Annotated in this window: 1 pseudogene; it reads left to right on the top strand. The window is 61.4% G+C overall.

Annotated features, from left to right (window positions below):
• Positions 1-336 (top strand): annotated as a pseudogene (locus IF06_RS0131815) (hypothetical protein); the annotation flags it as partial.
• Position 337 lies beyond the last annotated feature (1 nt).

A 337-nucleotide genomic window follows, 5' to 3' on the forward strand; every position in this document is an offset into this window, starting at 1 on the left:
GGCGGCATCTTCAACGGTGAGTGGCTCGTCAAGATCGAGGACGGCTTCATCGTCCGCGACCACGACAAGGACGACAACGCCACCCTCACCATCCGCGACACCGACATCAAGGGCAACACCGCCCTCAACGGCGGCGGCATCTTCAACAACAAGGCGAAGATCACCCTGACCAAGACCCACGTCACCAAGAACACCGCCACCGACTCCAGCAAGCTCCACCGGGTCGCCGGCGGCGTCCTCAACAACGAAGGACGCGTCAAGCTCGACGACAAGTCCCTCATCAGCAACAACGACCCCACCAACTGCGCCAACACCGTCGAGGACTGCTTCAACTGAC

It is taken from the genome of Micromonospora globosa (assembly GCF_000717585.1).
In the GTDB taxonomy this organism is placed as follows: Bacteria; Actinomycetota; Actinomycetes; order Mycobacteriales; family Micromonosporaceae; genus Micromonospora; species Micromonospora aurantiaca.